At 38.7% G+C, this 26,604-nt stretch carries 26 protein-coding genes; 23 read left to right on the top strand and 3 right to left on the bottom strand.

The genetic code is table 11. The features are described 5' to 3' along the window. Nucleotides 1–150: 150 nt before the first annotated feature. From rpmH to QUE09_RS17480, 19 genes are all read left to right on the top strand, one after another. Nucleotides 151–285: a 50S ribosomal protein L34 gene (gene rpmH / locus QUE09_RS17570; protein WP_011045771.1), complete on the top strand. Its 135-nt coding sequence runs from the start codon at nucleotides 151–153 to the stop codon at nucleotides 283–285. A 39-nt stretch (nucleotides 286–324) separates the two neighbouring features. Continuing rightward, nucleotides 325–681: a ribonuclease P protein component gene (gene rnpA, locus QUE09_RS17565; protein WP_286234175.1), complete on the top strand. Its 357-nt coding sequence runs from the start codon at nucleotides 325–327 to the stop codon at nucleotides 679–681. Further along, nucleotides 648–899: a membrane protein insertion efficiency factor YidD gene (gene yidD, locus QUE09_RS17560; protein WP_286234174.1), complete on the top strand. Its 252-nt coding sequence runs from the start codon at nucleotides 648–650 to the stop codon at nucleotides 897–899. Before rnpA ends, yidD begins: the two co-directional genes overlap by 34 nt. Before the next feature lie 2 nt (nucleotides 900–901). Then, nucleotides 902–2,536 carry a membrane protein insertase YidC gene (yidC, locus tag QUE09_RS17555; RefSeq protein ID WP_286234173.1) on the top strand — a complete coding sequence of 545 codons (1,635 nt, stop codon included), beginning with the start codon at nucleotides 902–904 and terminating at the stop codon, nucleotides 2,534–2,536. 93 nt (nucleotides 2,537–2,629) lie between these two features. After that, a complete protein-coding gene (mnmE, locus tag QUE09_RS17550; RefSeq protein WP_434017236.1) occupies nucleotides 2,630–3,997 on the top strand; it encodes a tRNA uridine-5-carboxymethylaminomethyl(34) synthesis GTPase MnmE in 1,368 nt (455 codons plus the stop codon). A 10-nt stretch (nucleotides 3,998–4,007) separates the two neighbouring features. Then, nucleotides 4,008–4,451 carry an FMN-binding protein MioC gene (mioC, locus tag QUE09_RS17545; RefSeq protein ID WP_286234172.1) on the top strand — a complete coding sequence of 148 codons (444 nt, stop codon included), beginning with the start codon at nucleotides 4,008–4,010 and terminating at the stop codon, nucleotides 4,449–4,451. Nucleotides 4,452–4,856: 405 nt separating this feature from the next. Further along, on the top strand, nucleotides 4,857–6,746 hold the full coding sequence (gene mnmG / locus QUE09_RS17540; protein ID WP_286234171.1) for a tRNA uridine-5-carboxymethylaminomethyl(34) synthesis enzyme MnmG: 1,890 nt from the start codon (nucleotides 4,857–4,859) through the stop codon (nucleotides 6,744–6,746). Between the two features lie 18 nt (nucleotides 6,747–6,764). Continuing rightward, on the top strand, nucleotides 6,765–7,391 hold the full coding sequence (gene rsmG, locus QUE09_RS17535) for a 16S rRNA (guanine(527)-N(7))-methyltransferase RsmG (protein WP_286234170.1): 627 nt from the start codon (nucleotides 6,765–6,767) through the stop codon (nucleotides 7,389–7,391). Nucleotides 7,392–7,414: 23 nt separating this feature from the next. Next, nucleotides 7,415–8,197, top strand: coding sequence for a ParA family protein (locus QUE09_RS17530; protein ID WP_286234169.1), 783 nt, complete (start codon nucleotides 7,415–7,417; stop codon nucleotides 8,195–8,197). A gap of 23 nt (nucleotides 8,198–8,220) precedes the next feature. Continuing rightward, a complete protein-coding gene (locus tag QUE09_RS17525) occupies nucleotides 8,221–9,117 on the top strand; it encodes a ParB/RepB/Spo0J family partition protein (RefSeq protein WP_286234168.1) in 897 nt (298 codons plus the stop codon). Nucleotides 9,118–9,294: 177 nt separating this feature from the next. Beyond that, nucleotides 9,295–9,687, top strand: coding sequence for an ATP synthase subunit I (locus QUE09_RS17520; protein WP_286234167.1), 393 nt, complete (start codon nucleotides 9,295–9,297; stop codon nucleotides 9,685–9,687). Nucleotides 9,688–9,717: 30 nt separating this feature from the next. Then, nucleotides 9,718–10,533, top strand: a complete 816-nt coding sequence (atpB, locus tag QUE09_RS17515; protein WP_286234166.1) for a F0F1 ATP synthase subunit A — start codon at nucleotides 9,718–9,720, stop codon at nucleotides 10,531–10,533. A 115-nt stretch (nucleotides 10,534–10,648) separates the two neighbouring features. Then, a complete protein-coding gene (atpE, locus tag QUE09_RS17510; RefSeq protein WP_074496250.1) occupies nucleotides 10,649–10,885 on the top strand; it encodes a F0F1 ATP synthase subunit C in 237 nt (78 codons plus the stop codon). 50 nt (nucleotides 10,886–10,935) lie between these two features. Beyond that, entirely contained in the window at nucleotides 10,936–11,406 is a 471-nt protein-coding gene (gene atpF / locus QUE09_RS17505; RefSeq protein ID WP_286234165.1) for a F0F1 ATP synthase subunit B, read from the top strand. A 13-nt stretch (nucleotides 11,407–11,419) separates the two neighbouring features. After that, on the top strand, nucleotides 11,420–11,953 hold the full coding sequence (gene atpH, locus QUE09_RS17500) for a F0F1 ATP synthase subunit delta (RefSeq protein WP_286234164.1): 534 nt from the start codon (nucleotides 11,420–11,422) through the stop codon (nucleotides 11,951–11,953). Nucleotides 11,954–11,966: 13 nt separating this feature from the next. Then, on the top strand, nucleotides 11,967–13,508 hold the full coding sequence (gene atpA, locus QUE09_RS17495) for a F0F1 ATP synthase subunit alpha (RefSeq protein WP_286234163.1): 1,542 nt from the start codon (nucleotides 11,967–11,969) through the stop codon (nucleotides 13,506–13,508). Between the two features lie 28 nt (nucleotides 13,509–13,536). Next, nucleotides 13,537–14,397, top strand: coding sequence for a F0F1 ATP synthase subunit gamma (gene atpG / locus QUE09_RS17490; RefSeq protein WP_286234162.1), 861 nt, complete (start codon nucleotides 13,537–13,539; stop codon nucleotides 14,395–14,397). Between the two features lie 29 nt (nucleotides 14,398–14,426). Further along, nucleotides 14,427–15,812, top strand: a complete 1,386-nt coding sequence (atpD, locus tag QUE09_RS17485; protein ID WP_286234161.1) for a F0F1 ATP synthase subunit beta — start codon at nucleotides 14,427–14,429, stop codon at nucleotides 15,810–15,812. Nucleotides 15,813–15,859: 47 nt separating this feature from the next. After that, nucleotides 15,860–16,279: a F0F1 ATP synthase subunit epsilon gene (locus tag QUE09_RS17480; RefSeq protein WP_286234160.1), complete on the top strand. Its 420-nt coding sequence runs from the start codon at nucleotides 15,860–15,862 to the stop codon at nucleotides 16,277–16,279. A gap of 112 nt (nucleotides 16,280–16,391) precedes the next feature. Here QUE09_RS17480 and QUE09_RS17600 read toward each other — a convergent pair whose 3' ends face one another. Then, complete coding sequence (locus QUE09_RS17600; protein ID WP_350226396.1) at nucleotides 16,392–16,538, bottom strand: DUF6289 family protein; 147 nt, start codon at nucleotides 16,536–16,538, stop codon at nucleotides 16,392–16,394. 291 nt (nucleotides 16,539–16,829) lie between these two features. On the opposite strand from QUE09_RS17600, the gene glmU reads away from it, so the two are divergent. Continuing rightward, complete coding sequence (glmU, locus tag QUE09_RS17475; protein ID WP_286234159.1) at nucleotides 16,830–18,191, top strand: bifunctional UDP-N-acetylglucosamine diphosphorylase/glucosamine-1-phosphate N-acetyltransferase GlmU; 1,362 nt, start codon at nucleotides 16,830–16,832, stop codon at nucleotides 18,189–18,191. A gap of 37 nt (nucleotides 18,192–18,228) precedes the next feature. On the opposite strand, the gene QUE09_RS17470 is transcribed toward glmU, so the two are convergent. Continuing rightward, entirely contained in the window at nucleotides 18,229–19,863 is a 1,635-nt protein-coding gene (locus tag QUE09_RS17470; RefSeq protein WP_286234158.1) for a methyl-accepting chemotaxis protein, read from the bottom strand. 143 nt (nucleotides 19,864–20,006) lie between these two features. Between QUE09_RS17470 and QUE09_RS17465 the strand changes: the two genes are divergently transcribed. Then, nucleotides 20,007–20,765, top strand: a complete 759-nt coding sequence (locus QUE09_RS17465) for a DeoR/GlpR family DNA-binding transcription regulator (RefSeq protein ID WP_286234157.1) — start codon at nucleotides 20,007–20,009, stop codon at nucleotides 20,763–20,765. A gap of 18 nt (nucleotides 20,766–20,783) precedes the next feature. Continuing rightward, nucleotides 20,784–22,616 carry a glutamine--fructose-6-phosphate transaminase (isomerizing) gene (gene glmS, locus QUE09_RS17460; protein WP_286234156.1) on the top strand — a complete coding sequence of 611 codons (1,833 nt, stop codon included), beginning with the start codon at nucleotides 20,784–20,786 and terminating at the stop codon, nucleotides 22,614–22,616. Between the two features lie 123 nt (nucleotides 22,617–22,739). Here glmS and QUE09_RS17455 read toward each other — a convergent pair whose 3' ends face one another. Next, the gene (locus QUE09_RS17455; RefSeq protein WP_286234155.1) at nucleotides 22,740–23,921 is read right to left on the bottom strand and encodes a serine hydrolase domain-containing protein; all 1,182 of its coding nucleotides are present in this window, start codon (nucleotides 23,919–23,921) and stop codon (nucleotides 22,740–22,742) included. Between the two features lie 291 nt (nucleotides 23,922–24,212). On the opposite strand from QUE09_RS17455, the gene QUE09_RS17450 reads away from it, so the two are divergent. After that, nucleotides 24,213–26,495: a winged helix-turn-helix domain-containing protein gene (locus QUE09_RS17450; protein WP_286234154.1), complete on the top strand. Its 2,283-nt coding sequence runs from the start codon at nucleotides 24,213–24,215 to the stop codon at nucleotides 26,493–26,495. Nucleotides 26,496–26,604: the final 109 nt, after the last annotated feature.

Here is a 26,604-nt window from a genome sequence, read left to right as displayed (position 1 = left end):
TAAATGATCACCTTTAGATCCTCTTATTAGAAAAGAAAGATTAATGATTGACATCGCGTCAGATAATATATAGAATTCTGCCTCTTTTTTTGACCAAGTGTGCTCGAAACGGCGGTTTTGCCAGGGCAACAACAACCGACGGATAGCGTAATGAAAAGAACATTTCAACCTAGCGTATTAAAACGTAAGCGTAACCACGGATTCCGTGCTCGTATGGCTACTAAAAACGGTCGTGCAGTAATTGCACGTCGTCGTGCTAAAGGCCGTGCACGCCTAAGCGCTTAATCTCTCTATTTTCTTTCAAATAAAGAGATTGTAACCGACATGGTTACTTTAGAATTTACTAGGGAGTCAAGACTCTTGACTCCTAGTCAATTCCAATCTGTATTTAAAAACCCATCTCGTTTTGGCACTAGCCATATCACTGTACTAATTACACCAAATCACGAACAAAATAAGCGTCTCGGATTAGCTATTGCTAAAAAGCGTGTAAAACTTGCTGTGCAAAGAAACCGCATAAAAAGATTGGTTCGAAATAGTTTTCGCTTGAAACAACATCAACTACCCCATATTGATATGGTAGTGATGGTTCGATCAGGCATTGACGAACTTGACAATGAACAAATTACCAAGCAGTTGGATAAAATATGGCGAAAAATAATTCAACGCCACAAAAAATAGCCATATCAGCTGTTAAGGCTTACCAGCGCTGGCTTAGCCCCTTGTTAGGAAACAATTGTCGCTTCACGCCAACCTGCTCTTTTTATGCCATAGAAGCAATAAATCGCTTTGGTGTAGCAAAAGGTTGTTGGTTAGCAAGCAAACGTATACTAAAATGCCACCCACTAAATGCGGGCGGTGATGATCCCGTACCACCAGAAAAAAAGAGAAAGTACTAATTATGGAATCTCAACGCAGTTTTTTATTTATTGCGCTAATGGTCGTTAGCTTTTTGCTTTATCAGCAATGGCAACTAGATCATGCGCCTAAACCTGTCGCCCAAATTGAACAAAATGATAATATACCAAATAGCGCAGGTTCAGAAGATGTTGATTTTGTACCGGCACCTAGCAATACCTCACCTTCGTCAGTGGCAACTAAAACTAGTGCAACAATGGTGGAAGTGACTACTGATGTATTATCAATGAAAATTGATACAAAAGGTGGTGATATTGTCGAAGCTACTTTGCTTAAATATGATACGGAGCAAGGAAGTGGCATTCCATTTACCATCATGCAAAATGGTAATTTTAGATATATTGCTCAAAGTGGCTTAACAGGTGCACAAGGTATTGATCGTACAGTAAAAGGCCGCCCAATATATCAAGTAGAAAATACAACGTATCAAATGCAAGATGGTCAACCGTTAATCGTAACATTAACTTATGTAACAAATGACGGGCTAACAGTTAAGAAAAACTTTACCTTTGCACCTAATAGTTACCAAGTTGTCGTTGACTATGTGATCGAAAATGCCTCAAGTAGTGCAGCAAGTGTTGAACTTTATGCACAATTACGTCAATCAGCGACCGTAGATGAATCAAGCGCGCTTATTCCTACCTATCGTGGTGCAGCATATTCGACAAAAGAAGAGTTATACGAAAAATATGACTTTGATGACATCGCAGATGCAAAATTAAATGAAACAACCCAAGGTGGTTGGGTCGCAATGTTACAACATTATTTCGTTTCCGCTTGGATACCAAACGCTGAACAAGTTAATTTGCTTTATACAGAGTTTTCACGCGGTAAAAATGAAGCAGTTATTGGATTTAAAGCCCCTGCTCAAATTATTGAGGCAGGAGCAACTGAAACGATCTCCACATCATTTTACGTTGGGCCTAAAGATCAAGATAAACTCGGAGAAATTGCTGAAGGCTTAGAATTAACGGTAGATTTTGGCTTCTTATTTATGATCAGCCAACCTTTACATTGGTTACTTATTCAAATTCAGTCACTTGTTGTTAACTGGGGTATTGCCATTATTATCATTACCGTAATTGTTAAAGGTTTGATGTATCCATTGACCAAAGCACAATATACCTCGATGGCTAAAATGCGCGCATTACAACCGAAAATGACACAATTGAAAGAGCGCTTTGGTGACGATAGACAAAAGCTATCACAAGCTATGATGGAGCTTTACCGCAAAGAAAAAGTAAACCCTGCAGGTGGCTGCTTACCGCTCTTAATTCAAATGCCAATTTTCTTAGCACTTTATTGGGTATTCTTAGAAAGTGTTGAACTTAGACATGCGTCATTTGGATTATGGCTAACAGACCTTTCTTCGAAAGATCCGTATTACATACTACCAATATTAATGGGTATTAGTATGTACATTATGCAAAAAATGCAACCGATGACTATTCAAGATCCGATGCAGCAAAAAATCATGCAATACATGCCAGTGATGTTTACTGTCTTCTTCTTTTGGTTCCCATCAGGGTTAGTACTTTACTGGTTCGTCAGTAATGTTATTTCCATTATTCAAATGAAGATAATATTTGCAGCATTAGAAAAACAGAAAACAAAATAAAATAAAATAAAGCGACCAAAAGGTCGCTTTTTTTTACCCCTGCAATCAATACGTTTATAATATCACCATTCTCATATAGCAGTTTGCAATATCATGACAGTAACAAATATTGAAACCATCGCCGCACAAGCCACACCACCAGGCAGAGGCGGTGTCGGTATTATCAGAGTATCAGGCCCTTTAGCGTCAAACGTAGCGGTACACGTTCTGGGTAAATGCCCTGAACCTCGCAAAGCGGAATATTTACCTTTCCACGATCAAAATAAACAAATAATTGACCAAGGTATCGCTATTTACTTTAAAGGCCCAAATTCATTCACCGGGGAAGATATATTAGAACTTCAAGGCCACGGTGGACCAATTATTTTAGACATGCTTTTAAAGTCTATTATTACTATTGATAATGTGCGCATGGCCAACCCTGGTGAATTTAGTGAACAAGCTTTCCTCAATGATAAACTCGACCTTGCACAGGCTGAGGCAATTGCAGATTTAATTAATGCTACTTCAGAACAAGCGGCAAAAAGCGCCCTACACTCTTTACAGGGAGATTTTTCCGCCTTAATACATGAAATAGTCGATCAAACAATTCACTTAAGAATGTATGTCGAAGCCGCCATTGACTTTCCTGAAGAAGAGATTGATTTTCTTGCTGACGAAAAAGTCGTTAACCAACTCAAGGCACTGATCTCAAAAGTAGAGCAAGTACAACAAAAAGCCCAACAAGGCAGCCTATTAAGAGAAGGAATGAGAGTTGTTATTGCTGGGCGTCCAAATGCAGGAAAATCTAGCCTATTAAATGCGTTAAGTGGCAAAGAGAGTGCTATCGTCACAGATATCGCGGGTACTACCCGTGATGTACTATCAGAGCATATACATATTGATGGTATGCCTTTACATGTAATTGATACTGCCGGGCTCAGAGAGGCTTCTGATAAAGTTGAGCAAATAGGCATTGAGCGAGCTTGGCAAGAAATATTGCAAGCCGATCGTATTCTATTATTAATTGATGCAGATCAGAGTATTGAAGATCCGAAAGCCTATTGGCCTGAGTTTTTCGAAAAGTTACCAGAAAATATTGGCCTAACGATAATAAAAAATAAAGCTGACATAGCAGATAAACCTTCACAATTTGACCAAAGTAGCATCTATCCGACTATTACTTTGTCTGCAAAAACACAAGATGGTATTTCGTTATTAACAGATCATCTCAAAGACATCATGGGTTACCAAGGAAGTACAGAAGGCGGCTTTATGGCACGTCGTCGCCATTTAGCAGCGATTGAACAAGGCTACCAACACTTAACAATAGGTTTAGAACAACTAGAGTCGTTTGTTGCCGGTGAAATACTTGCAGAAGAACTAAGGCTTTGTCAAAACGCGTTAAATCAAATTACAGGTGAGTTCACAAACGACGATCTGCTTGGTCAGATCTTTTCTTCATTTTGTATCGGCAAATAAAGGATCTTCAATGTCTTCTTTTCAAATAATCATCGGTAGTATGTTAGGCGGTACAGAGTATGTCGCTGAAGCTTGCCAGGAAACGTTAACACAGTTAGGTCATGAGGTAACATTACACTTCTCGCCGAAGCTGGAAGATATTCCACACGAAAATCAAACATGGCTAATCTGTACATCTACTCATGGCGCCGGTGATTATCCAGATAACCTCGTGCCTTTTGTTGATCAATTAACAGCAAGTACGATCGATCTTACCACGACAAATTATGCAGTGATCGGTGTTGGTGACTCAAGTTATGATACTTTCTGCTTTGCAGCCAAAAGAATAGATAAACTATTAGAATCAAAAGGTTGTAAAAATAAAATACCGTTAAAAACATTCGATATGCAAGAAGAAATCGATCCAGAAGACGAAGCACAAACTTGGCTATTCGTTAATAAAGATCATTTATAGACGGGTTACTAAAGTGTTATCCACATTTTCAGGTATAAATGCAACCTAATGTGGATAACTAGCTAATAAAGCCTGTATTAAAATTTATTTTCCAGTTTATAAAATAATTATCAAAAGTGGTTGTGGATAAAAGAGTCATTTGATCAAAGGTTATATTAGAAATGATCATACTTTGATCACAAGAAATGATCTTTAGGATAGCTATGATTTATAAAGAGAAATAATGCTTATCCACAGAAAGGGGGTTTATTAATAAAGATCAATAATAAGATCTTTATATAGATCTTTATATATTATTAATGATCCACAAGTGATCTTTTTAACGATTTGATCGTTTCACTTCTCATCAAAACGCGATAAAATACGTGCCCTTTTTCAATAAACACATTTAAGGTCAGTTGATTTATGTGGTATCAAGATACTTATGAAGTCATCGTTGTTGGTGGTGGTCATGCTGGTACAGAAGCAGCTTTAGCCTCTGCACGCATGGGATGTAAAACCTTACTGTTGACTCACAACATTGATACCTTAGGACAAATGTCTTGTAATCCTGCTATTGGTGGGATCGGCAAAGGGCATTTAGTCAAAGAAATTGACGCATTAGGTGGCCTAATGGCAACTGCTATTGATCATGCTGCGATCCAGTTTCGTACGCTTAATGCCAGTAAAGGTCCAGCAGTTAGAGCAACAAGAGCACAGGCAGATCGTACTCTTTATAGAAATTACGTACGTACTTACTTAGAAAACCAAGAAAATTTAACGATCTTTCAACAACCTTGTGATGATCTTATTTTAGAAAATGATCGCATAGTCGGTGTTTCCACTCAGATGGGGTTAAAATTCAAAGCACAATCCGTTGTGCTAACAGTAGGTACATTCCTTGCCGGTCAAATACATATTGGTTTGAATAACTACCAAGGCGGTAGAGCGGGTGATCCTGCCAGTGTAAATTTAGCTCGTAAACTACGTGATATGCCGTTTAGAATTGATCGACTAAAAACAGGTACTCCACCAAGGTTAGATGCTAGAACATTAGATTTTTCAGTAATGCAACCGCAGCCAGGAGATGAACCACGACCTGTATTTTCTTTCATGGGCTCTACAAATGATCATCCACAGCAAGTGCCTTGTTATATTACCCATACAAACACAAAAACCCACGATATTATTCGAAAGGGACTTGACAGATCACCGATGTATACAGGCGTTATTGAGGGCATTGGACCACGTTATTGCCCTTCAATTGAAGATAAAATTATGCGCTTCGCTGATAAAGAAACCCATCAGATATTTGTTGAACCTGAAGGTTTAACAACGAATGAAGTTTACCCTAATGGTATTTCAACAAGTTTACCATTTGATGTACAAATGGATCTTGTACGATCGATTAATGGCTTTGAAAACGCGCATATTACTCGTCCTGGTTATGCAATAGAATATGACTTTTTCGATCCGCGGGACTTAAAGCAAACACTTGAAAGTAAGTTTATTAAAAACTTATATTTTGCTGGTCAAATTAATGGTACTACTGGCTATGAAGAAGCTGGCGCTCAAGGTTTAATTGCTGCAACTAACGCTGCGGCACGTGTCCAAGGAAAAGATGAATTAATACTTGGTCGAGATCAGGCTTACATGGGCGTGCTAATTGATGATTTAGCAACCTTGGGAACGAAAGAGCCTTATCGTATGTTTACTTCTCGTGCTGAATATAGATTATTATTACGAGAAGATAATGCAGATATCCGCTTAACTGAAACAGGTCGTAAACTTGGTTTAGTTGATGATGAAAGATGGCAGCGTTTTAATGAAAAACTTGAAAATATCGAAAAAGAGCGTCAACGCTTAAAAGCTACGTGGATCCAGAAAGATCATCCTGCTGTTGAAGCAATTAATGCACTTGTTAAAAATCCTATCAGTCGTGAAAATAATTTAGAAGAACTGCTTCGTCGACCGGAAGTACGTTATCAAGATCTTATGGCAATAGATTCATTAGGTGAACCACTAGCTGATACTCAAGCTGCAGAACAGGTTGAAATTCAAATTAAATATGCTGGCTATATAGAACGTCAGCTTGATGATATTGCAAAGAAAAAGCGTCATGAAGATACATTAATCCCTGTTGATTTTGCTTACGAGCAAATTTCTGGTTTATCGAATGAAGTTGTTGCAAAATTAACGGAAGCAAAACCAGAAACGATAGGCAAAGCATCAAGAATTTCAGGTATTACACCAGCGGCAATATCTTTATTGCTTGTTTACCTTAAAAAACATGGTTTATTAAGAAAATCAGCATAAGCTTTGATGGATCGATAAATGTCGTTAAATGAAAAATTAGAAGACTTAGTTAATCAGAGCAATCTTAGTGTATCTGAGCATCAATTAAGCCAACTTATAAGTTATGTTGAGTTGTTGAATAAATGGAATAAAGCATACAATTTAACATCGGTAAGAAATCCAGAAGATATGTTAGTTAAGCATATTATGGATAGCATCATGGTAGGGCCGCATTTAAAAGGTACTAATTTTATAGATGTAGGTACAGGACCAGGTTTGCCTGGAATACCTTTAGCTATTATGTATCCAGAAAAACAATTTACTCTCTTGGATAGCTTAGGAAAACGCATTACCTTTTTAAAGCAGGTTGTTTTTCAACTAAAACTTGATAATGTATCTCCACTGTTATCACGCGTAGAAGCGTTTAAACCTTCAGTCCCCTATGACGGCGTATTAAGTAGAGCTTTTGCATCATTGGAAGATATGGTGCAATGGTGTCAGCACTTAGTGGCAAAGGAAGACGGACGCTTTTTTGCTTTAAAAGGACAATATCCAGAAGAAGAATTAACGCAATTACCTAAAGGTGTTATATTAGCGGATAGTCATGAAATTAAAGTGCCTGAACTCGTTGGCGAACGTCACTTGATTGAACTAATTAACGTTTAACAATAATAAAAATTGAGGTTTCAGTGGGAAAAATAATTGCAGTTGCTAACCAAAAAGGTGGTGTTGGCAAAACAACAACAGCTGTGAATTTAGCCGCATCTTTAGCTGCTACTAAGCGTCAGGTATTGTTAATTGATTTAGATCCACAAGGCAATGCCACTATGGGTAGTGGTATTGATAAGTATGATGTGCCTGCAACGTGCTACGAATTATTGATTGAAGAATTACCGTTCGAACAGGTGGTATGTAAAGACACTTCGGGTATTTATCACTTAATTGCAGCAAATACAGATGTTACCGCAGCTGAAATAAAATTAATGGAAGTTTATGCACGTGAACAACGATTAAAAAATGCATTGGCACCAGTAAGAAACAACTACGATTTTATTATTATTGATTGTCCGCCATCACTAAATATGTTGACAGTTAATGCCATGACAGCTGCAGATTCCGTATTAGTACCAATGCAATGTGAATATTATGCATTGGAAGGCCTGACCGCATTAATGGATACTATTTCTCAACTACAATCCGTTGTTAATGGTGAATTAGAGATAGAAGGGATTTTACGTACTATGTATGATCCTAGAAATCGTCTTGCTAATGATGTTTCAGAACAGTTGAAACGTCATTTTGGTGATAAAGTGTACCGCACCGTAATTCCACGTAATGTGCGTTTAGCAGAAGCGCCAAGTTTTGGTGCTCCTGCTATGTATTATGATAAATCTTCTACGGGCGCAAAAGCTTATTTAGCGCTAGCCGGTGAGATGATTAGAAAAAAACAACAACAAAAGCAAGCTAGTTAACATATTAATTTGCAAGGAAAACTATGAGCCCTTCTAAACGTAGAGGCCTTGGTAGAGGCCTAGATGCCTTATTGACCAATGCACCAAGAAAAGCATCTAATTCTACAGAAGAAAAAGAGACCGAGCAGGTCGCTATTACTGACAGTGAATTGCAAAAGCTTCCTATTGAACAGCTTCAACCTGGTAAATATCAACCAAGAAAAGATATGTCACCAGATGCACTTGATGAATTAAGCCATTCGATTAAATCGCAAGGAATAATCCAACCTATCGTTGTTCGCATTATTGACGCTGATAAATACGAAATTATTGCTGGTGAACGCCGTTGGCGTGCTGCGCAGTTAGCTGAGATTGATGTTGTTCCTTGTTTAATCAAAAACGTACCTGACGAAGCTGCTGTGGCGATGGCGTTGATTGAGAACATTCAACGTGAAGATCTTAATGCAATGGAAGAAGCTGTAGCATTAGAGCGTTTATTAACTGAGTTTGAATTAACGCATCAAGAAGTAGCTGATGCGGTAGGAAAATCAAGAACAACTGTTACTAATTTATTACGTTTAAATAACTTAAATGATGATGTAAAAACGTTATTAGAACATGGTGATATTGAAATGGGCCATGCTCGAGCGCTATTAGCGTTGCAAGGTGACATACAAACAACTACAGCTAGAGCTGTAGTTGCAAAAGAATTAACGGTTCGAGAAACAGAAGCTTTTATCAAAAAAGCACAGCAGCCAGAGCAACCTAAAGAAGAAAAAACTAAAGATCCAGACACATTATCGTTAGAGCAAAATTTATCTGAAAAACTGGGTTCACAAGTGAGTATTTCCTACAACAAAAAAGGCAAAGGTAAGTTAGTTATATCTTATAGTAATCTTGACGAATTAGATGGCATTGTTGCGCGCTTTGGATCTTTTTAAAAATTTGTTAATTTAATTTATAAACAATATAAGATATTCGCACATATAGAGGGCAACAAACGCCCTCTTTTGTTGCATTAACGCTGTAATTCAGTATACTTGCGCTGACTTTTTTCAAGTTGAAAAAGTCGCTGAAAAAAAGTACAGGTTTTACGAAGATTTTCGTTGAGGAGCCTTGTGATAAATAGGCAAAACAATGTATTAACCACCGCAGGACGAAAGTTAGCGTTAATGCAATTTTTAATCATGGTGTTAACTGTGATTATCTGTACTTCAGTTAGTTATATTTTGTTGGGAGTAAGTTTTGCTCAATCCGCTTTTGCTGGCGGGGTGATAGGAATACTTCCAAACGGCGTGTTTGCCATTAAAGCTTTTAGATATGCTGGCGCACAAGCGTCCAAAAAAGTTGTTGAATCTTTTTATAGTGGCGTGAAGTTAAAATTAGGGTTATCTGTGTTTTTATTTGCTTTGGCATTTAAGTTTTTAGTTATTATTCCAGGCCCTTTTTTTACAACATATTGCTTAGCGGTGATTTCATCACTGTTAACACCGATTTTTTATAGAAATTAGAATTTAAACTTTAATCATTAGGACAAAAATATGGCTTCAAGTGCTGAAATTACCAGCCAAGAATATATTAGCCACCATTTAACTAATGCAAAGATGTGTATGGCAGACGGCGGTGTCGCGTTTAACAAAGCGTGTACAGATGCTGGTTTCTGGACTTTACATGTTGATACATTAGGCTGGTCAATATTCTTAGGTATGGTGTTTTTATATATCTTCCGTTCCGTGGCAAAAAAAGCAGAAACAGGTGTTCCTGGCAAACTGCAATGTGCTATTGAAATGATCGTTGAATTTGTTGACGATAGCGTAAAAAGCTCATTTCACGGTAAAAACCCAGTAATTGCACCTCTAGCGTTAACTATTTTCGTTTGGGTGTTCTTAATGAATGCGATGGATTGGGTACCTGTTGACCTTATTCCTACGCTAGCGGGGTTAGTTGGTATTCATTATATTAAATCGGTACCGACAACAGATATTAATATGACTCTTGCATTAGCATTAGGTGTATTTTGGTTAATAATCTACTACTCAATCAAAGTAAAAGGTGTTGGCGGTTTTATTAAAGAGCTTAGCGTACAACCTTTCGGTCATTGGACGTTATACCCAGTGAACTTTGTTCTAGAGGTTGTAACATTATTAGCTCGTCCATTATCACTAGCATTACGTTTGTTTGGTAACTTATATGCTGGTGAGTTGATATTTATCTTGATCGCAACGATGGGTGTGTGGCAAATATTTGGACCACATTTCTTATGGGCTGCGTTCCACTTGTTAGTTATACCGCTACAAGCATTTATTTTTATGACGTTAACGATAGTTTACTTGAGTTTAGCGCACGAAGATCACTAACCTTTCGGGATTAGGTTAGAACGGCAATTAGCCGGCCCGAAGGGCAAAGGGTAAGGAAACCCGAAAAAATTTAATTTTTTAACTTTTAATTTTACTTTAATAATCGGAGATAAAAATGGAAAACTTAGGTTTACTATATGTAGCAGCTGCGTTACTTATCGGCTTAGGTGCATTAGGTACAGCGATCGGTTTCGGTCTATTAGGTGGCAAATTCTTAGAATCTGCTGCTCGTCAACCAGAACTTGCGCCACAACTTCAAGTTAAAATGTTCATCGTAGCTGGTCTTATCGATGCGATCGCGATCATCGGTGTTGCAATGGGTCTATACATCCTATTCGTGAAAATTGGCTAATTAAATTTTTTAGACTTTTTTAACCGCGAATTTTAATAGGAGGTACACAAATGAACGTAAATGTCACTTTTGTCAGTGAAATGATCGCATTTGTCGTATTCGTAATTTTCTGTATGAAGTTTGTATGGCCGCCAATTATCGCTGCTATTGAAACTCGTCAGAAAACCATTGCTGATGGTCTAGCTGCATCTGACCGTGCTGCTAAAGATCTTGCTTTAGCGCAAGAAAAAGCAACAGCACAATTAAAAGAAGCTAAAGCGCAAGCTGCTGAAATTATCGAAGCAGCTAAAAAGCGTGAAGCACAATTAATTGAAGATGCTGCCGACAAAGCGCAAGCAGAAAAAGAGAAAATCTTAGCTGCTGGCCATACAGAAATTGAGTCTGAACGCAACCGTGCAAAAGAAGAGTTACGTAAACAAGTAGCTGTTCTTGCTGTAGCCGGTGCCGAGAAAATTCTCGAGCGTTCAATTGATGCCGCTGCACATAGCGACATCTTAGATAAACTAGTAGCAGAACTTTAAGAGGGTATAGGGCATGTCTGAATTGACAACAATCGCTCGTCCCTATGCTAAAGCAGCGTTTGAATATGCTGTGGCAGCTGGTGCGGTAGATGCTTGGCAAGAAATGCTAGTGTTTGCGTCAGAAGTTTCGACTAATGAAACAATGACCAGCTATTTATCAGGCGGAGCATCTGTTGAACAAGCACAAGACTTGTTCATCAAAGTATGTGACGAACAACTGAATCCACAGGGCCAGAACTTAATTAAAGTAATGGCTGAAAACGAACGTTTGTTGGTACTACCACAAGTTTCTGAACAGTTCGGTATGTTAAAAGCCGAATATGAGAAAGAAATTACTGTGGATGTTTTGTCTGCTGTTGAATTAACAGCTGACCAACAATCTAGTATTAGTGCCGCGCTTGAGAAGCGCTTGGCTCGAAAAGTAAAGCTCAATTGTAGTGTAGATGCAAGCATAGTGTCAGGCTTAGTTATTAAAGCTGGTGACATGGTAATCGATGGTTCAGTCAAAGGTAAATTGAACCGCTTAGCAACAACAATGCAATCTTAACGGGGAACAGAGCATGCAACTGAATTCCACTGAAATCGCTGAACTGATCAAAAAACGTATTGAACAGTTTGACGTTGTCAGCGAAGCTCGTAACGAAGGTACTATCGTTTCTGTAACTGACGGTATTATTCGCATCCACGGTCTTGCAGACGCAATGCAAGGTGAGATGATTGAACTTCCTGGTAACCGCTACGCTATCGCGTTAAACCTTGACCGTGATTCGGTAGGTGCGGTAGTAATGGGTCCATATGCGGACCTTGCAGAAGGCGTAAAAGTAAAAGGTACTGGCCGTATATTGGAAGTACCAGTAGGTCGTGGTCTATTAGGCCGCGTAGTAAACACATTAGGTGAGCCAATTGATGGTAAAGGTCCGATAGAAAATGACGGCTTTTCTCCAGTTGAAGTAGTAGCACCGGGTGTAATTGAACGTAAATCAGTAGACCAACCAGTTCAAACAGGTATCAAGTCAATTGACTCTATGATTCCAATTGGTCGTGGTCAACGTGAACTTATCATTGGTGACCGTCAAATCGGTAAATCAGCGATTGCGTTAGATGCGATTATTAACCAAAAGAACACAGGTATTAAGTCTATCTATGTTGCTATTGGTCAAAAAGCTTCTACAGTAGCAAACGTTGTTCGTAGCTTAGAAGAGCACGGCGCATTAGATAACACTATTGTTGTTGTTGCTTCAGCTTCTGAAGCTGCTGCACTTCAATACCTTGCACCATACTCTGGTTGTGCAATGGGCGAATACTTCCGTGACCGCGGTGAAGATGCATTGATTGTTTATGATGATCTTTCTAAGCAAGCGGTAGCATATCGTCAAATTTCACTATTACTTCGTCGTCCACCAGGACGTGAAGCATACCCAGGTGACGTATTCTACTTGCATTCACGTTTATTAGAACGTGCTGCTCGTGTAAATGAAGAGTATGTTGAACGTTTCACCAATGGTGAAGTTAAGGGCAAAACAGGTTCTTTAACAGCATTACCAATTATTGAAACGCAAGCAGGTGACGTATCTGCATTCGTACCAACCAACGTAATTTCAATTACAGATGGTCAAATCTTCCTTGAGACAGATTTATTTAACTCAGGTATTCGTCCTGCTGTTAATGCTGGTCTTTCAGTTTCTCGTGTAGGTGGTGCAGCGCAAACAAAAATCATCAAAAAGCTTGGTGGCGGTATTCGTTTAGCACTTGCTCAATATCGTGAGCTTGCAGCTTTTGCTCAGTTTGCTTCTGACTTAGATGACGCAACACGTGAACAGTTAGAACATGGTCAACGTGTAACTGAATTAATGAAGCAAAAGCAATATAGCCCATTATCAGTTGCTGAAACTGCAGTTTCGCTTTTCGCTGCTGAAAAAGGTTATTTAAACGACGTAGACCTAGCAAATATCGGTGATTTCGAAGCTGCTTTACACAGCTACGTAACTAGCGAGCATGCTGAGTTGATGGCTAAGATCAACGAAAGTGGTAATTACGATAAAGAAATCGAAGCAGGTTTAGCGAAAGCACTTGATACTTTCAAGTCTACGCAAACTTGGTAATTAGTTAACCTTTTCGGAGAGAATAGTCATGTCCGGCGCTAAAGAGATAAAATCGAAGATTGGAAGCGTACAAAATACGCAGAAAATCACCAGCGCAATGGAAATGGTAGCAGCCAGCAAAATGCGCCGCGCGCAAGATGCTATGGCTGCATCTCGTCCATACGCTGAAAATATGCGAAATGTGATCGGTCACATCGCGCTTGGTAACCTTGAATATCGTCATCCATATTTGGAAGAACGTGAGGTCAAGCGTGTAGGCTATATCGTTGTCTCTACTGACCGAGGATTATGTGGTGGCTTGAATATTAACTTATTTAAGTCTGTGTTATCAGATGCTGCTAAATGGCAAGCAGATGGCGCTGAAGTTGAATTTTGTGTAGTTGGCTCAAAAGCAACTGCCTTTTTTAACAACATGGGCGCAAACGTAACAGCACAGGTTTCTGGTTTAGGTGATACACCATCCGTTACTGACCTTATTGGTTCAGTACGTGTGATGTTAGATGCCTATGACAACGGCAAAATAGACAAGCTTTATGTGGTTTACAATAAATTTGTAAACACCATGACGCAACAGCCGAATATCGATCAACTTTTACCTTTGCCTAAGTCAGACGATGACGCAATTCAACATCGTTGGGATTACTTATATGAACCTGATGCTCAAGTATTACTTGATCAATTATTAGTTCGTTATACAGAGTCTCAGGTGTACCAAGGCGTGGTTGAAAACCTCGCATGTGAGCAAGCAGCTCGTATGATTGCGATGAAAGCCGCAACAGATAATGCGGGTGACTTAATCGATAACTTACAATTGGTATACAACAAAGCGCGTCAAGCAAGTATTACTCAAGAATTGAGTGAGATATGTGCTGGTGCTGCAGCGGTGTAGGCAAAGATTAAATTTAAAGAGGAATAAACATGAGTGCAGGTAAAGTCGTCCAAATCATTGGCGCAGTTGTGGATGTAGAATTTCCACAAGATGCTGTACCTCAGGTATATGACGCATTAAATATAACTGAAGGTGACCTTAATGGTCTTGTACTAGAAGTACAACAACAACTCGGTGGTGGTGTAGTACGTACTATCGCTATGGGTTCTTCAGATGGTTTGCGTCGTGGTCTGAACGTAGAAAATACAGGTAACCCAATTCAAGTACCCGTTGGTACAGAAACGCTTGGTCGTATCATGAACGTTTTGGGTGAACCAATTGATGAAGCTGGTCCAGTAGGTGAGCAAGAGCGTTGGGCTATCCACCGCGAAGCACCTTCTTATGAAGAGCAAGCAGCATCAAATGAGTTATTAGAAACTGGTATCAAAGTAATTGACTTAGTTTGTCCATTCGCTAAGGGTGGTAAAGTAGGTTTATTCGGTGGTGCTGGTGTTGGTAAAACCGTTAACATGATGGAGCTTATCCGTAACATCGCGATCGAACACAGTGGTTACTCTGTATTCGCTGGTGTTGGTGAGCGTACTCGTGAAGGTAACGATTTCTACCACGAAATGAACGATTCAAACGTACTTGATAAAGTAGCGCTTGTATACGGTCAGATGAACGAGCCACCGGGTAACCGTTTACGTGTTGCGATGACTGGTCTTACTATTGCAGAGAAGTTCCGTGACGAAGGTCGTGACGTATTATTCTTTGTTGATAACATCTATCGTTACACGCTTGCAGGTACAGAAGTATCAGCACTTCTAGGTCGTATGCCTTCAGCGGTAGGTTACCAACCTACACTAGCTGAAGAAATGGGTATCCTACAAGAGCGTATTACATCTACTAAGAAAGGTTCAATTACGTCAATTCAAGCGGTATATGTACCTGCGGATGACTTGACTGACCCTTCACCAGCAACAACGTTTGCTCACTTAGATGCTACTGTTGTACTTTCACGTTCAATTGCTGAATTAGGTATTTACCCTGCGATTGATCCACTTGATTCAACTTCACGTCAGCTTGACCCATTAGTGGTTGGTGCTGAGCATTATGAAGTTGCACGTGGTGTTCAATCAGTACTTCAACGTTATAAAGAACTTAAAGATATCATCGCTATCTTAGGTATGGATGAATTATCTGAAGAAGATAAGCAAACAGTATCTCGCGCACGTAAGATCCAACGTTTCTTATCTCAACCGTTCTTCGTTGCTGAGGTATTTACTGGTTCTCCAGGTAAGTATGTATCGCTTAAAGACACAATTGCTGGCTTTAAAGGTATTCTTGCTGGTGAGTATGACGAATTACCAGAGCAAGCTTTCTACATGGTTGGTTCTATTGAAGAAGCAACTGAAAAAGCTAAAAGCATGTAATGAAAGCTGGTGACTATAGGTTTATAGTCACCCCTTAGGAGGTCAATATGTCTTTAACAACTGTAAATCTGGATGTAGTAAGTGCCGAGGAACAATTGTTTTCTGGTCGCATAGAATCATTACAGATCACAGGTAGCGAAGGTGAGTTAGGTATTATGCCTGGTCACGCACCTTTGCTGACCTCACTAAAACCTGGTATGGCTCGAATTGTAAAATATGGTGGAGAAGAAGAAGTTCTTTACCTTTCAGGCGGTATGCTTGAGGTTCAGCCTAATCATGTCACTGTGTTAGCTGATGTTGCTACCCGTGTTGACGACTTAGATGAACAAGCTGCTATTGACGCAAAACAACGCGCAGAAGCTCACATGAACGCTCATGGCGATGATGTGGATTATGCAGAAGTTGCTGCTGAACTAGCACGCGCTGTTGCTCAATTACGCGTAATTCAAGCGGCTAAGAAAAAGTAACGAGTAGTTAAAAACCACTAAGTTTTAGTGAATGAAAAAGCGACCATCAGGTCGCTTTTTTTATGGTTAGATCTGTCTAGCAGTCAGGTGTTGTATGGATGTAGTCAAATAATTAAAAATCATTATTGTGACAAGGTGATACTTGAGTTGTGTAATGCTCTATACGAATTCCCCATCCACAAAGGCGTTCTCCGCACCCTGTTAACAGTCCACCTACTGCGTTTTGCTTCGCAGCTGTTTGATAAAATGTTGTTTCTATTTCGCTACCACTTCCTATTGCAGAGGCTGATAACGTTAACGTGCATTAATAAATGGTGAAGCTACCAATTAGTTAAAACAACATTCGTGATTCCCTTCACCAAAGTTTAGGTTATTAATTGAACGTATAATTTTCAAAGGTGCTATAAATAAAGCGAATAAGAAAATAATGTTTAACGGAATACTTTACTTCACAATCTTTTGATAATATCGCACTATGATGCTATCGAAGCCCTGTATTTGTAATATTTAAAACAGGGATTAATAACAAATCAAAAGTAACGGATGAACTATGTCACTCTCTGTCGTCATTTTAGCTGCGGGTAAAGGTACTCGCATGAAATCTTCTTTACCAAAGGTATTACATGCTATTGCTGATAAACCAATGGTCGAACATGTCATTGATGCAGCTCGTTGTGTTAATGCAGACAATATATATATGGTGTATGGATTTGGTGGAGAAATACTTCAAGCGCGTATCACAGGTGAAGATCTTACCTTTGTTGAACAAGCTGAACAGTTAGGTACTGGGCATGCAGTAAATATGGCTACCCCTTACCTTAAAGATGATGAAAACGTACTTGTGCTTTATGGAGATGTACCGTTAACGAAAGTTTCGACTTTACAACAGTTAATTGATGCTAAACCTGATAACGGTATGTCATTGCTAACGGTTAATCTAACTAACCCCACGGGGTATGGCCGTATTGTCAGAGAATCTGGCAACGTAGTTGGTATAGTTGAGCAGAAGGATGCGACAGCCGAAGAGCTAGCGATTAATGAATGTAATACAGGGATTTTGTTAGCAAATGGCGGTGATTTAAAACGATGGTTAGCAAACTTGTCGAACGATAATGCACAAGGCGAGTATTATTTAACAGATATTATTGCTGCTTGTCATAATGAAGGTAAATTAATTGCCACCGCACACCCTGAGACGGAAGTTGAAGTTGAAGGTGCGAACAATAGAGTTCAATTAGCAGCGTTAGAGCGAGCATTTCAGCTAAGAGAAGCAGAGGCTTTAATGCTAAATGGCGCGAGTTTACGAGATCCGAATCGTATTGATATTAGAGGAAAGCTGCTTATCGGTCAGGAAGTTAAAATAGACGTCAATTGTATTTTCGAAGGTGAAGTTGTTTTAGCTGATGGCGTAAAAATAGGCGCTAACTGTATATTAAAAGATTGTACTATCGGAGAATTCGCTGAAGTTAAGCCAAATACCATTGTTGAAGGTGCGGTGATAGGTGATCTTTGTTCTGTTGGACCTTTTGCTAGAATTAGACCTGGCTCTGTAATGAATAAAGATTCACATGTAGGCAACTTCGTAGAGATGAAAAAAACCATTCTAGGTGAAGGCAGTAAGTCTGGTCATTTGACGTATCTAGGCGATGCAAACATCGGTCAAAATGTAAATGTTGGCGCAGGCACGATTACCTGTAATTATGATGGTGTCAATAAATCACAAACTATTATTGGCGATAATGCATTTATTGGTTCAAATACATCTCTTGTAGCGCCTGTTTTTATTAGTGAAAAAGCTACGGTTGGTGCAGGTTCAGTAATCGCAAAAGATGTTGAGAAAGAACAATTAGCAGTAGCACGAGGAAAACAGCGTAATATTGATGGTTGGCAACGCCCTACTAAAAAACAGTAATAAAGATCTTCAGGGAGCAAATTGATAGCTCCCTTTTTTATTCTAGTTTAAACCTTGAAACGGAATCATTAAGTTCTTGTGCTTGGCTGAGAATATTCATTGCATCGTTGCCATTGGTTTTTGCCATTTGATGATTGGCTGACGTTTGATCGGCTAACATGGTAACGTTTTTACTTACTTCCTCGGCAACTTGGCTTTGTTCTTCAGTAGCAGTTGCGGTTTGAGATGACGCTTCAATCACATGGTTAGAAGCGATAGAAATTTTATCAAATGCTGACAATGTTTGATCGGAGAGCTCAACACCTGTCTTGGTAGCTTCGTTACCTTTATTAATTGCTAAAACAGCCTCATCGACACCATTTTTAAGCGTTTCAATCATGACATGTATATCTTCAGTTGATTGTTGTGTTCTTGCAGCAAGCGTTCTGACCTCATCGGCGACCACTGCAAAACCACGCCCTTGCTCTCCTGCTCGCGCAGCTTCTATTGCGGCATTTAAGGCAAGTAAATTTGTTTGTTCTGCTATGCCTCTAATAACATCGAGTACAGAGGCAATATCTGATGAGTTTTCAGACAACTTTCTAATAGCCTCGGTAGCTTGGCTAACAGTGTCAGACAGTGCATGCATTTCATTGGCAGCTTCTGTGGTAATTTGTTTACCTTCTGCGGTTAACTGGTTAACAGTATTAACTTCTTGTGCCGTTAAATGCGCATTTTCCGCGACCTCCTTAATTGCATATGACATTTCATTTACCGCCGTAGCGATAGCATCTACGGCATCTGTTTGTTGCAGACTTGTATTTTCGATTTCATGCGCACCACTATTTAACTGGCCTACGCCGGTAATGACGGAACTAGACTGTTGAACGATTGATTTAATCAATTCAGCTAATCCTTCAATTAATTCGTCAATGTGATTTGATACATCACCTATTTCATCTTTTCTTGTGCTATTTAGTCGCTTAGTTAAATCGCCATTGCCGCTATTTAACTCATTTAATTTGGCGGATAATCCTTCTAACGCATCAGCCATCGCTTTAGGTGCCAAAATACCGATAGTTGTTGTAAGTATAATGACGATAATACTTATAATGATTAAAAGTGTTTGGCCATTTTCTACGGCGTTAATTGTCTCTTCACTGATTGTTGCGCTAGATTTGTCTGCTACTTCACCAGCAATATTGTAAAACGCTCTCAATTCGTTAAATAGTGTTAGTGACTTTCCGTTACTTAATGCGCTAGCTTGTTCTAGTTGTTGGCGTTTTAGTAAGTCAAACACGTTACGCGCAGTGTTGTTCCAATTTTCGTAAGTCGTATTAAATGCTTTTAGTTTGCTAGAAACTTCTGGATACTGATTTAGCAAAGCTTTGAACTCTTGCATACGGTCATAGGCTTGTTTGGCGTTCTCATCAAAGCTTGCTAAATGCTTTTCAATAGCACTATTGTCGTTACTATTTAATAAAGCCTCTAATTCAGCAACTCTTGCTTGATATAAATCTCTATCGGCATTCAATACTGCTGAAATTGCTGGGTTAAAATTTTGGCCAAAAAGCTCCATGCCATTTTGCGTTCTATTGACGAGGTTAAAATTTAAAAGCACTAACACAACAAAGGTTAATGCAATAAAACTGAACATCGCAGTGTACTTAACGCGAATACTATTTAAATTCATATAAGCTATTCACTATAAAAGAAAAGTTAATGAACTAAATATAGTGAATTTTACGAATTTTGCGATAAAAGAATCACTTGAATAAATTTACATTATTCATATAATAACTTTCGGTTTGAAATTTAGGGTTACCAATCGAAACTATGACCAAGCGAAATACTAAACAACGACGTCACATAATTATTACTGAGCTCAATGAGCACGGTGAAGTTAGCGTTGAACAATTAGCAAAGAAGTTTGAGACATCAGAAGTCACGATCCGTAAAGATCTTGCTGCTCTTGAAAATAGTGGATTATTGTTACGTCGGTACGGTGGAGCTGTGCCTTTACCAACCGAGCTTATTGAACCTAAAAGTGAAAAAGTATCAAAACGAAAAAAAAGTATTGCTGAATGCGCTGCAACCCTAATAAGAGATCATAATCGCATTATCTTAGATAGCGGTAGCACTACGTCTGCACTTGTAAAAGAGTTGGGTAAGAAAGAAGGTTTGGTCGTTATGACCAATTCTCTTGCAATAGCATCTGATATTCACGCACTGGAAAATGAACCCACTATGCTTATGACAGGGGGTACGTGGGATCCACATTCTGAATCTTTTCAAGGTAAAGTTGCTGAAAGTGTACTTCGTTCATATGATTTTGATCAATTGTTTATCGGCGCGGATGGTATAGATGTCGCGAGGGGTACTACCACCTTTAATGAGCTATTAGGCCTTAGCCAAGTAATGGCTGAAGTTTCGCGTGAAGTGATTGTTATGGTTGAATCAGAAAAGTTCAATCGTAAAATTCCAAATTTAGAAATTCCATGGAGTCAAATTCAGTACTTAGTGACTGATGAAGATCTCCCCGCAGAATTAAACAAAACATTATTGAAACATGGCGTTAATGTAATTATCGCTTAATATAAAAAGGACAATATTATGTGTGGTATCGTCGGTGCAGTAGCACAACGTGATGTGGCAGACATTCTAGTAGAAGGTTTGAAGCGCCTTGAATACAGAGGTTATGATTCAGCAGGTGTTGCAATTATTGATAATGATAAGCAGCTTCAAAGAGCGCGCCGTCTTGGTAAAGTGCAAGAGTTGTCAGATGCATTAGTTTCAGAGCCTCTTTGTGGTGGTACTGGTATCGCACATACACGTTGGGCAACTCATGGTGCGCCAAGCGAAATAAACGCACATCCTCATATCTCAAGTGAAAATATTGCTGTTGTTCATAACGGTATTATTGAAAACCATAAAGAACTACGAGAAAAATTAACTGCGCTTGGTTATCAATTTACGTCTGAAACAGACACCGAAGTGATCGCGCATTTGGTTCACCATGAACTTAAACAAGCAGATTCATTGTTAAAAGCCGTACAAAAAACCGCAGCACAACTAGACGGTGCTTACGGCACGGTTGTTATGGACAGTTCTGATAAAGATCGCATTATCGTTGCTCGCTCTGGAAGCCCGTTAGTTATTGGTTATGGTTTAGGCGAAAACTTTATTGCTTCGGATATGCTTGCATTATTGCCTGTCACTAGGAAATTTGCTTTTTTAGAAGAAGGTGATGTTGCTGAGGTTACGCGCTATGACGTTAATATCTTTGATAAAGATGGCAATGCTGTTGAACGTGAAGCAAAAGAGCGAGAAGTTGCGCAAGACAGCGGCGATAAAGGTGAATATCGCCATTACATGCTTAAAGAAACTTACGAACAACCTACTGCGATTCGTAATACCTTAGAAGGACGTTTAATTGGTAATGCGATTGATATAAATGCTTTCGGTGAAGGTGCTGACGAGATATTTAAACAAATTGAGCACGTACAAATCATCGCTTGTGGTACCAGTTATCATTCAGGCATGGTTGCGCGTTATTGGCTTGAGAGTCTGGCTGGTGTTTCTTGTAATGTAGAAATAGCGAGCGAGTTTCGTTATCGCCGTTCGCATGTTCCTAAAAACGCCTTGTTAGTTACTATTTCGCAGTCAGGTGAAACAGCAGATACGCTTGCAGCACTGCGATTAGCTAAAGAGCTAGGTTATTGCGCAAGTATGACAATTTGTAACGTACCAGGCTCGTCATTAGTGCGTGAATCTGATTTGGCTTTTATGACAAAAGCTGGCGCAGAAATTGGTGTTGCATCAACGAAAGCATTCACAACGCAACTTGTAGGCTTGTTGATGATGACACTAGCTATCGGTCAACATCATGGTATGTCAGTTGATACGCAAAGTGATATTGCATCTTCACTGATGAGCTTGCCAAACAAACTTGATGAAGTGCTAGCACTTGCTAATTCAATAGAAGACTTAGCAGAAGATTTTGCTGATAAACATCACGCCTTATTTTTAGGCCGCGGTGATCAATATCCCATTGCTATGGAAGGGGCTCTTAAGTTAAAAGAGATTTCATATATTCATGCAGAAGCTTATGCAGCGGGTGAACTAAAACATGGTCCATTGGCACTAATAGATGCCGAAATGCCTGTTATTGTTGTTGCGCCGAAAAATGATTTGATTGAAAAGTTAAAATCTAACGTTGAAGAAGTACGCGCACGTGGTGGCTTAATGTATGTATTTGCTGATAATGATGCGAAGTTTGAAAGCGACGATACGATGAATGTTATAAATGTACCGCATTGTGATGACATTATCGCGCCAATCGTTTACACATTGCCTTTACAGTTGCTGTCTTACTACGTAGCAATAATCAAAGGTACCGATGTTGATCAACCAAGAAACCTTGCAAAATCAGTGACAGTGGAATAATAAATATTTAAATAATTAGATTTTGTAGATTCTAAATTAAGTTGGAAATTAAAGTTAACGGGGCTTTTAAAAGCCCCGTTAACTTTTAAACGATTTAACCAACACTTTATGCCACTTAGCAATCTACAGAAAAGCAGGTAAAACTTGTTTCGCAATTTGTTCAAATATAACGTCTTCTCTGTCATGGCCAGTAATTATGATAACTAAATCAAGGTCATTCACTAAGATTATTCGGTTTCCACCAGCTCCCCAGGCGAAATTAACGTTGTAGTTTTTATTATTTAACGCGATGCTAGTTTGGTACCATAAATAGCCATAATTAAAACTCTCTGGTATCCAGCTTTCGGTTGGTTTTGTTATCGCGCCGAAAGCTGCGAGTAAATAATCTTCAGAAAGAAACCTTTCATTATATAATTTCCCTTGGTTGGCAAGCATTTCCCCAATTTTTAGCATGTCACGAGAAGTCAGATTTACGCCACTGTCGGCGACTGGTAAATTTTGAGGATCTAGTGACCACTTATAGTTATATATTCCCATTTTTTTTAAGAATTCTTTGTCAATAAAGTCGTTAGCTGCTCCTGGTACAACTGCGTTTAAAACGTGCATTACCAAAATGGGATCGGATGATTGGTATTTGTAAACCTGAGATTCTTTTGTTATGGGTCGACTTAGTTCCAGAAAAGCTTGTACTTCAGCCATACCAGAATACTTTTCACGATTTTCTCTAAAGTCTTTAAGTTGCTCATCACTAAATCGAAGCCCAGAATTCATTGAAAGTGCGTGGTGTAAAGTAATTTCTTCTGCGCCAACCGCCAATTGACTAGTATCTAGGTCCTTGAAAAAGCTAATCAATGGCTTATGCAAATCAGCCGTGGTTAAATATCCGAGCTGTATAGCTCTTCCTACTACTAAACTGGTGTACCCTTTGGTAGCAGAAAACTGGAAATGAGGTAAATCGACTCGCCCACGATTATAATAAGATTCAAATAATAATTTACCTTTGTGGCTGATAAGTAAACTGTCATATTTCCCGTACTTATTTTCAGCTAACTCCTTAGCAAATTGTAAAATAGGCGCTTTATCACCGCCATCAACTCCTAGTTTTCCTACTTTTACATTTTCTGTTAACTTTTCTGGTGCAGTGCTGATAAAAGCCTTTTCTAATGACGGCATGTCCCAAAAATCCATTTTAACTTCTTCAGCTGAGGCTCTTGGAGCTTTGAGATCAGTTTCATTGGAAAGCACCTCAATAGAAACAAGTAGGAATAATATGGTTAGTAACTTGGCTCGACAATTTGTGAACATGTTATCTCCTATAAAGTCGAAAATATTTTTGCGTTATAACACTCAAATTTGATTTAAAAAATTCGCTATCACAATGCAAATAAAGTAGAGAAAAGTTACATTTTAATTACACTTTAACCAACTTAAATCACATTAAACGTTCTTAAATTTATAATTAAATAACTGAATTTAAATGGTTTATTTTTTAGCTAAAGTGAGACAAGGCGTCGTTTGCATAAGGTAAAAGTAAATATTAATTCGCATTGTTCAGTTATAATTCATTGCAGCAGAAATTACTTTTCGGATATATCTTTGCAAAATAATCAGAAATATCAATTAGGAAGATGGGTCGTCTGTCCAATAACTAATACCTTCCAAGACACTGATGAGCAAAAGTCAATTGATAATAAAAGCATGCAAGTGCTTTTATTTCTTATACAAAACTCAGGGCAAAATGTAACTAAAGAGCAGATTATTGAGCATGTTTGGAAAGAGAGTGTTGTTAATGAAGAGATATTGTCTGTCGCGATCAGTAAAATTAGAAAAGTATTAGGAGACAACGCTCGCCAGCCAACTTTTATCAAAACGATACCCAATGTTGGCTATTGTTTGATTACAGACGTAAAATCACTAAGTGAAAATGCACAGCCACAAGAAGCGCCTTTACATGCGCTTAATCATCAAACTTTCAATCGTAAACCTTATTTTATCGGTGGCACATTCTTATTACTTGTCATCATTTTTATTGTCAGCTTCTACCGGGTTTATCAAGAGCCTGAGAATGATAATGTTGCTGCTATTAATTCAATTGCAGTGCTGCCTTTCGAAGATTTAAATGAGAATAAAGACAATATTTATTTCACGGTGGGACTCTCTGACGCAATCATTAATCAGCTATCTCAATCGAAACATTTAAAGGTTATCTCTCGTGATTCATCTTTCAATTTCAGAGCTAATAGAGATCCATCTCTAATTGGTAACGCACTAAAAGTAGAAGCGATACTAGACGGCAGTGTCCAACAATTAGCAGGACAAGTAAGGGTGAATGTACGAATAATTAGTACGTTTGATGGACGCCTACTTTGGGCTAAAAGCTTTAACAGTCAAAATAAAAATGTATTCAACTTACAAGATATAATTAGCCGTGATATCAAACAGGCTTTTCAGCCAAACTCACAATCCGAGCTTGTAGCTAATAAAAAGATAGACAGCCAAGCTTATGAATGGTTCTTAATGGCGCAATATCATTGGCGACAAAGAACGCCAACTTCACTATCAAAAGCGGAGGCTTATTTTAAACACAGCCTCGAATTAGAACCCAATTACCTAGATGCGCTCATTGGACTGGCCATTACTTACGGCCAATTTCATTATCAAGGGAATTGGAGTGCAAAAGCATCGGTAGATAAAGGACTTCCTTATGTAGAGCAAGCATTGGCATTAGCTCCAAATTCACCTATGGCGCTAGCGGCTAAAGGCATGTTATTGACTATCAAAGCAAGCTACTCAAAAGATGCTTTTCCTATTTTGACTGAAGCAAAAGAGGTGTTTATCCGTTCTTTAGCGTTAGAAGATAGCGCGACTACTCACCATTGGTATAGCTCATTATTAAACCAGATGGGAGAAGATGCGTTAGTCATCAAGCATATGGAACATGCCATTGCCTTAAATCCTCTCTCGGCGTCACTAAAAAGTATATATAGCCAGTATTTAGCCATAAGAGGAAAATTAGATACAGCACAAAAGCTATATAGCAGAGCGCTCATTTTGGAGCCGGATAGAGATTCGAGTATTATTGAATCAACCCATATATTTCGCAACAAACCAAGCTCGATTATTGCTATCTCTGAATGGCACTTAAACAATAGCTCGATGCTTGAATATTGCTCTAGTGACGAATATTGTGAGCAGGTTGTTTTATCGTATTTAAGTGTTGGGCAGGAAAAAGAAGCTAATAAAATATTGGCTCGTATGGCATCCAAACACGACCACTTTAAACATTCTTTAACGTTAATAGATTACGGGCTAAATAATGATCTAATGAATGCTGTATCTTTATTGAAACAACTAAGTAAAGAGCATCCCAATAACTACAAGTACAAATACAGTTTGGCTATTGCACAATATAGAGCTGGTTTATATGCACAAGCCAAAGATTCATTACTAAGCCTTTATCCAGAGTGGCAAAATGCCCGTTCAATTGATGTGACAACTGACAATTATTTAGCGTTGATACTCTATGGCGCAACCTTATTAAAATTAAATGATCAAGAATATGCCAACGTTGTTTTAAATGATGTGGAGCACTTTCTTTTTTTAGATAAGGTTCATGACAAAGCGCAAGCAGAAATGGCGTTAGCTCAAGTAAATGCCCAACTCTTTAACCCGAGTAAAGCGACAAAGCATTTGCGTAAAGCATTAAATCATGGCTGGCTTGAAACCTTTGATAGAGAATGGTGGACTTTGCAAGACAATCACCTGTTGGAACCTATACAGCATCAAGCTGAATTCATAGCGTTAATGCAAGAACATCAAGAAAGCGTAAAAAAATTAGCAAAACAAATTAGTTTAAGACTGGAGATCTTGGAACGTTAAAGCTTAAATGTAATGCTCATGTTGTTGTCTTTATGAAGTGATCTGGGTTGACGTCAGAACTTATTCAGTTGAAGTCATCTGTTGTTGGTGAAATCAACAGGGCTTTTTG

Origin of the sequence: Thalassotalea sediminis, from assembly GCF_030295915.1 — a bacterium.
GTDB classification, from domain to species: Bacteria; Pseudomonadota; Gammaproteobacteria; order Enterobacterales; family Alteromonadaceae; genus Thalassotalea_C; species Thalassotalea_C sediminis.
This window is presented reverse-complemented; position numbering and strand designations above follow the sequence as displayed.